Genomic DNA, 6,074 nt, shown 5'->3' on the forward strand with positions numbered 1-6,074 from the left:
CCGTCACCCGCGGCGCGCGCGAGCTCGCGCCTCATGCGATCACCCCGTCCAGGGCGTCGCGGAAGGTCTCCTCGGTGAACGGCTTGGCGATGAGGAACAGCGCGCCGGCGTCGGCGGCCTTCTCCCGCATCTGGGCCGACCCCTCGGAGGTGACGAAGCCGAAGGGGACACCGGAGCCCGACGCCCGCAGCGCCTCCAGGCACTCCAGCCCGGTCATGTTCGGCATGTTCCAGTCGGACAGGACCAGGTCCGGCTGCTCGGCCTGGACCTTGTCGTAGGCGTCGCGGCCGTCCTCGGCCTCCACGATGTCGTGGTCGTCGTAGCCGGCCTGGCGCAGGGTGCGGATGACGATCTGCCGCATGACGCGGCTGTCGTCGGCGACCAGGATCTTCACTCAGGGCACCTCAGTTCTCGTGCTCGGGCGCCAGGGCGGCGCCCTGGACGGTGATGGTCAGGGGCTGACCGCGCCACAGGAGGTCGACGCGGCAGGTGTCGGCGGGGGCGCCGGGGGCCGGCGCCGTCCCGAACTCGGGCAGGCCGAGGACGGACGGCCCCGGCAGGACGGCCTTGACGTTGCCGCCGACGACGTTGGCGAGCTCCCCGAGGGCGTCCTCGACGTCCTCGGCCTCGAGCTCACCGGGGGCGTGCTCGCGCAGCAGCGCCCGGGTGAGGTCCGCGGCGGTCCCCCGCCCGCAGGTGAGGACGACGGTGCCCGTCCAGGGGCCCACCACCTCCACCCAGGAGCTGACCGCGTCGGCGGGCAGCTCACCGGGGAGCGGGACGAGCACCTCCTCCTCGCCGACCAGCGCGGCCCACGCCTGGTCGGCGATCTCCTGGACGACGGCACCGTCCAGCAGCGCGGTGACGACCGGCGGCCGGTCACCGGCCCGGCGACGGGGGATCCGGGTCTCGGTCACAGGGCGGCCTCCCGCGGCAGCAGGCCGAGCAGCGCGAGCTTGTCGCGGATGGCGTCGGCGGTGAAGGGCTTGATGACGTACTCGTGCACGCCGGCCGCGAGGGCCCGGACGATCTGCCCCTGCTCCCCCTCGGAGGTGACCATCATCAAGGTCACCGCCCGCCAGGCGGGGTTGGCGCGGACGGCCGAGACGAACTGCAGCCCGTCCATGACGGGCATGTTCCAGTCGATGGTGCACAGCTCGGGGACCCAGCCCCCGTGCAGCACGTCGAGGGCCTCCTGGCCGTGACCGGCCTGCCGGGTCTCGTAGCCGAAGCCCTCGAGGGTCCCGCCCACGATGCGCCGCATGGCGCGCGAGTCGTCGATCACCAGAGCACGCACGATCAGGCCCCCTTCAGCGGGCGGTAGGCGGAGCTGCGGCCGATGACGACCCGCTCCCAGGAGTCGTCGACGCCCAGGGTCGTCTCCGCGGCGCCGAGGAAGAGCCACCCGTCGGGGCGCATCAGCGCGCGGACCCGCCGGAGGATCGCCTGCTTGGTCGGCAGGTCGAAGTAGATGAGGACGTTGCGCAGGTAGACCACGTCGAAGGGGCCCATCCGCGGCAGCGGCGCGGCGAGGTTGCACTCGCTCGCCGACACCATCCGGCGCAGCGCGGGCGCGACCTCCCACTCGGTGCCGGCGCGGGTGAAGTGCCGCACCAGCATCGGCGCCGGCAGCCCGCGGTTGACCTCGAGCTGGCTGAACCGGCCGGCGCGGGTCCGCGCCACCATCTCGCGGGAGAGGTCGGTCGCCGTGATCGCGACCCGGGAGGCGGCGTTCGGGAGCGCGTCCTCCAGCAGCATCGCGATCGTGTACGGCTCCTGCCCGCTGGAGCAGGCCGCCGACCAGACGTGCAGCCGCTCGGCCGCGCCGCGCGCGGACAGCAGGGCCGGGAGCACGGTCGAGGTCAGGGCGGTGAACGGGTCGCCGTCCCGGAACCACGAGGTCTCGTTCGTGGTGAGGGCCTCGACGATGCGCCGGGTGGACTCGGCGCTGGGCCGGGCGCGGACCTCGTCCACGAGCCGGCCGACGTCGGGCATGCCGAGCTGGCGGGCGATGGGCAGCAGGCGGGCCTCGACCAGGTACTCCTTGCCCGGGGCGAGCACGATGGCGCTCTCCCGGTGCACGAGCTGCCGGACGTAGTCGAACCCGGTGGCGGTGAGGGTCATCGCCGTCCTCCGGCGGTCGCCGGGACGGCGGCGCGCACGCCGGGGCGGGCGCCGCTGCGGCGGGTGACCGCCTCGGCGACACGCTCCAGCGGGAGCACCTCGTCGGCGAAGCCGGCCTGGGCGACCGCGCCGGGCATGCCCCAGACCACCGAGGTCGCCTGGTCCTGGACGACGACGGCGCCGCCGGCCTCGCGGATGCGCCCGGCGCCCTGCCGGCCGTCGGAGCCCATGCCGGTGAGCACGACCCCGAGGACCGCGCCGTCGAAGACGTCGACGGCCGAGCGGAACAGCGGGTCGACGGCGGGCCGGCAGAAGTTCTCCGGCGGGCCCTGGGTCAGGGTGGTGACCGGGCCGCGGCCGGTGGCCCGCACGGTCAGGTGGTGGTCGCCGGGGGCCAGGTGCACGGTGCCGGGGGTCAGAGGGCTGCCGTCGACGGCCTCCAGCACACGGAGGGCGCAGAGCCGGTCGAGCCGCTGGGCGAACTGGCGGGTGAACACCGGCGGCATGTGCTGCACGACGAGCACCGGCAGCGGGAAGGACGCCGGCAGCTGGGGCAGCACGCGGGCGAGCGCCTCCGGGCCGCCGGTCGAGGACCCGATCACCAGGACGGCGGGCTGCTCGACCGCGGGCCGGGGCGCCGGGGGACGCGGCGGCGGGGCCGCGGCCCGCGCCGGGCCCGGCGGCCGGCCGGTGAGGCCCTTGATCTTGGGGATGAGCTGCTCGCGGACGCGCTCCATCGACTGCGCCACGCTGCCCACGTTGGCCGGCTTGGTGACGTAGTCGTCGGCGCCACCGGAGAGCGCGTCGAGGGTCGCGGCCGCCCCCCGCTCGGTGAGCGTGCTGAACATGATGATCGGCACGCGGTTGCGGGTCGCCCGGATGGCGCGCACCGCCTCGATGCCGGTCATCTCCGGCATCTCGATGTCCATGGTCACCAGGTCGGGCTTGAGCTGCTCCACCTTGGCGAGCGCGATGCGCCCGTTCACGGCCGTCCCCACGACCTCGATGGCCGGGTCCGCCGAGAGGACGTCGGTGACGATCTTCCGCACGACGACCGAGTCGTCCACCACCAGCACCCTGATCGGGTCCATCCGTCCTCCTGCTGCCCGGGCGGTCCGCCGGGTCTCGCCGCACCGCGGTGCGGCGCCGGCGGGACCGGGCGCGGGTGCACCTCTCCCCCGTGTTGTCGGCCGGTGCCGGGTGCTCCTTGAGCGGATCGCGGACGATTCCCGAGACAATTTTCGAAGGTCGCAGAATGGCGGTCATCGACCATTCCGTTCCATTTGTCGACACGTGGCCCCGCACGCGCGCGGACCGGTGCCGCCCCGCCCGCGTGGCGCGGTCGCGGACCGGGTACGCGCGGCACATGGCGCTGACCCGTGTGCTCGTCCTCGTGCTCGCCGGCGGCGCCGGTGGCCGGTTGGAGCTCCTCACCGACCAGCGGGCCAAGCCCGCCGTCCCCTTCGGCGGGGTCTACCGGCTGATCGACTTCCCGCTGAGCAACTGCCAGCACTCCGGGGTCGGCGACGTCTGGGTGTCGGTGCAGTTCCACCCGACGTCCCTGGCCCACCACCTGGCGAACGGCCGGCCCTGGGACCTCGACCGCACCGACGGCGGGCTCCTCGTGCTGCCGCCCTACCAGGGAACCGAGCGCGGCGGGTGGGTGTCGGGGACGGCGAACCTGCTGTGGCGGCAGGCCCCCCTGGTCCGCGAGACCGCCCCCGACGCGCTGGTCGTGGTGAGCGCCGACGCCGTCTACAAGCTGGACTACCGGGCGGTGGCCGAGGCCCACCGCGAGTCGGGCGCCGAGGTCACGATGGTGACCACCGAGGTCGCCGCGGACGACGCCTCCCGGTACGGGATCGTCGAGGTCGGGGACGGCGGCCGGGTCACCGGGTATGCCTACAAGCCGGACGAGCCCGCGACCACCACGGCCACCAACGAGGTGTTCGTGTTCTCCCCCGGCCCGACGCTCGACCGCCTGGACGCGCTGGCCGGGGAGCTCGGCGAGGAGGGGCTGGAGGACCTCGGCAGCCACCTGCTGCCGGCGCAGACCCGCGACGGGCTCGCCCGGGCCCACCCGCTGGAGGGCTACTGGCGGGACGTCGGCACCGTGCCCGCGTACTGGCAGGCGCACCGCGACTTCCTCGACCCCGAGCCGCCGCTGGACCTCGACGACCCGCGCTGGCCGGTGCACACGAGGGGTGGGCGGCGCAGCGCGGCGCGGGTGCTGCGGGGCGCCTCGGTGGAGGACAGCCTGGTGTCGGGCGGCACCCGGGTCGCGGGCGCGGTCAGCGGGTCGGCGCTGTCCCCGGGGGTGGTGGTGGAGGCCGGGGCGACCGTCGTCGACTCCGTGCTGCTGCCCGGTGCCCGGGTGTGCGCGGGCGCGACCGTGCGGCGGGCGGTGCTCGACGACGGGGTGGTCGTCGGCGAGCGGGCCACGGTCGGTGGGGACGGCGACATCACCCTCGTGGGCCGTCGCGCGGAGGTCGCCGCGGGCAGCGAGGTCCCCGCGGGCGGGCGGCTGCCCGAGCCGCCGTGATGCCGAGCCCACCCGCCGGCCCCGCCGGGGTACCGGGTCGAGGAGTGGGGGCCGGAGGCTCCCGCGACGAGGCCCGGGCGGGGCTCAGCGGCGGTCGGGACGACACCTGGCCGCGGTGGCGGCCGCGAGGCCGATGATGTGATCCGCGTCGGGTCGTGTCCCCGGCGAGACGCCCGTGATCAGCGCACGGGGGCGAGCAGCACCGCCAGCGCGTCGGCACCGAGCAGGTCGGCCATCACCATCCCCTGCACGCAGCCGGCCACCGCGTTCCAGACGCCGGCCGCCCCGTCGGAGGCGTCGAAGCCGGCGTCGGCGAAGGCCCGGACGGCGAGCAGCTGGGCGGTGGCCAGGGTCCGGGTGCGGCCGGAGACGTGCGCGGCCCAGGACGCCTCGTGCATCGCGGTGGCCCAGGGCCGGCGCAGCGCGCGGTTCTCGTCCACGGCGGCCCGCCACCGTGCGCGGCCGTCCTCGTCGAGCTCGCCGAGCGCGGTCAGCAGCCCGCGGACCTCCTCGGTCGCGGGGCCCAGGTCGTGGGTCCCGTCGGCGGGGACGAGCCCGGTGTCGCGGGCCAGCGCCAGCGGCCCGCAGAGCCGGCGGTGCACCAGCGGGGGCAGGACGTCGGCGGCCCACTCCCCCACCACGGCGTCGGCGAGGACATCGGCGGCGAGGGCCGTCGTCTGCTCGTCGAGCCCGTCGGTGGCCGGGTGCTCGGGGCCCAGCACGTCGTCCCGCAGCACCCGCTCGACGGCGCGGACGTCGCCGATCGTGCTGCGCTCGAGCTGGGCGACGAGGACGGCGGCCCGCTCCCCCGTGGGTGCCGTGCGCAGCTGTGGGACGGCGGCGGCCAGCTCGCGGGCCCGCCGCGCCCGGACGGCCAGCGCGCCGCGCTCCGCGGGGTCCCGACCCGCGGCCGGGTGCACCTCGGCCAGGGCGCGCAGCGCCGCGGCGTCGGCGACCAGGCCGGTCAGCAGGACGTCGGCAGCCGCGCGGCCCCGGGGCAGCCGGACCAGGTCGAAACCCAGGGTGGCAGCGCTGACCAGCGAGTACGGCACGGCAGTACCTCCCTTTCGCGTCCCCCGAGGTGAGGTGCACCCATGCTGTCCGGGGTCGGCGGACCCCGCCACGCGCAGGTCACCCGATGGTCGGACGGCGACCCGGGGGCCGGTGCGCGCCGACGCCCGAGGGCGTCTCCCCGGTCACGCACGGTCACCAGAAACGACGACGGCCCCCGCCCACCCTGCGCGGGTGGGGCGGGGGCCGGGCCGGGGGCGGGCGGCCCGGGGGGGCGGCGGCGGCGCCGCGGGGGTGGGGGGGGGGGGGGGGGGGCCCGCCCGCCGCGCCCCCGCACCGGCCCCGGCCGACCGGCCGGCGGTCCCGCTCGGTGGCTGACCGGGTCAGCGGCGCCGGC

At 76.4% G+C, this 6,074-nt stretch carries 7 protein-coding genes; 1 reads left to right on the plus strand and 6 read right to left on the minus strand.

Annotated features, from left to right (window positions below):
* Window positions 1–31: 31 nt before the first annotated feature.
* The 5 genes from ACI8AC_RS22615 to ACI8AC_RS22635 are packed head-to-tail and all read right to left on the minus strand — an operon-like array spanning window position 32 to window position 3,215.
* Window positions 32–394 (minus strand): response regulator, encoded by a 363-nt coding sequence (locus tag ACI8AC_RS22615; RefSeq protein ID WP_456900100.1) that lies wholly within the window; start codon window positions 392–394, stop codon window positions 32–34.
* Window positions 395–404: 10 nt separating this feature from the next.
* Window positions 405–917 carry a chemotaxis protein CheX gene (locus ACI8AC_RS22620; RefSeq protein ID WP_456900101.1) on the minus strand — a complete coding sequence of 171 codons (513 nt, stop codon included), beginning with the start codon at window positions 915–917 and terminating at the stop codon, window positions 405–407.
* Window positions 914–1,297 (minus strand): response regulator, encoded by a 384-nt coding sequence (locus tag ACI8AC_RS22625; RefSeq protein WP_456900102.1) that lies wholly within the window; start codon window positions 1,295–1,297, stop codon window positions 914–916. Before ACI8AC_RS22625 ends, ACI8AC_RS22620 begins: the two co-directional genes overlap by 4 nt.
* 2 nt (window positions 1,298–1,299) lie before the next feature.
* Window positions 1,300–2,124, minus strand: a complete 825-nt coding sequence (locus ACI8AC_RS22630) for a CheR family methyltransferase (protein ID WP_456900103.1) — start codon at window positions 2,122–2,124, stop codon at window positions 1,300–1,302.
* On the minus strand, window positions 2,121–3,215 hold the full coding sequence (locus ACI8AC_RS22635) for a protein-glutamate methylesterase/protein-glutamine glutaminase (protein ID WP_456900104.1): 1,095 nt from the start codon (window positions 3,213–3,215) through the stop codon (window positions 2,121–2,123). The genes ACI8AC_RS22630 and ACI8AC_RS22635 overlap by 4 nt, the downstream gene beginning before the upstream one ends.
* A 275-nt stretch (window positions 3,216–3,490) precedes the next feature.
* Between ACI8AC_RS22635 and ACI8AC_RS22640 the strand changes: the two genes are divergently transcribed.
* Window positions 3,491–4,666: a glucose-1-phosphate adenylyltransferase family protein gene (locus tag ACI8AC_RS22640; protein WP_456900105.1), complete on the plus strand. Its 1,176-nt coding sequence runs from the start codon at window positions 3,491–3,493 to the stop codon at window positions 4,664–4,666.
* Between the two features lie 179 nt (window positions 4,667–4,845).
* Here the strand turns inward: ACI8AC_RS22640 and ACI8AC_RS22645 are convergent, their stop codons facing one another.
* A complete protein-coding gene (locus tag ACI8AC_RS22645; protein ID WP_456900106.1) occupies window positions 4,846–5,718 on the minus strand; it encodes a hypothetical protein in 873 nt (290 codons plus the stop codon).
* Window positions 5,719–6,074 lie beyond the last annotated feature (356 nt).

The organism is Geodermatophilus sp. SYSU D00758 (genome assembly GCF_054049955.1).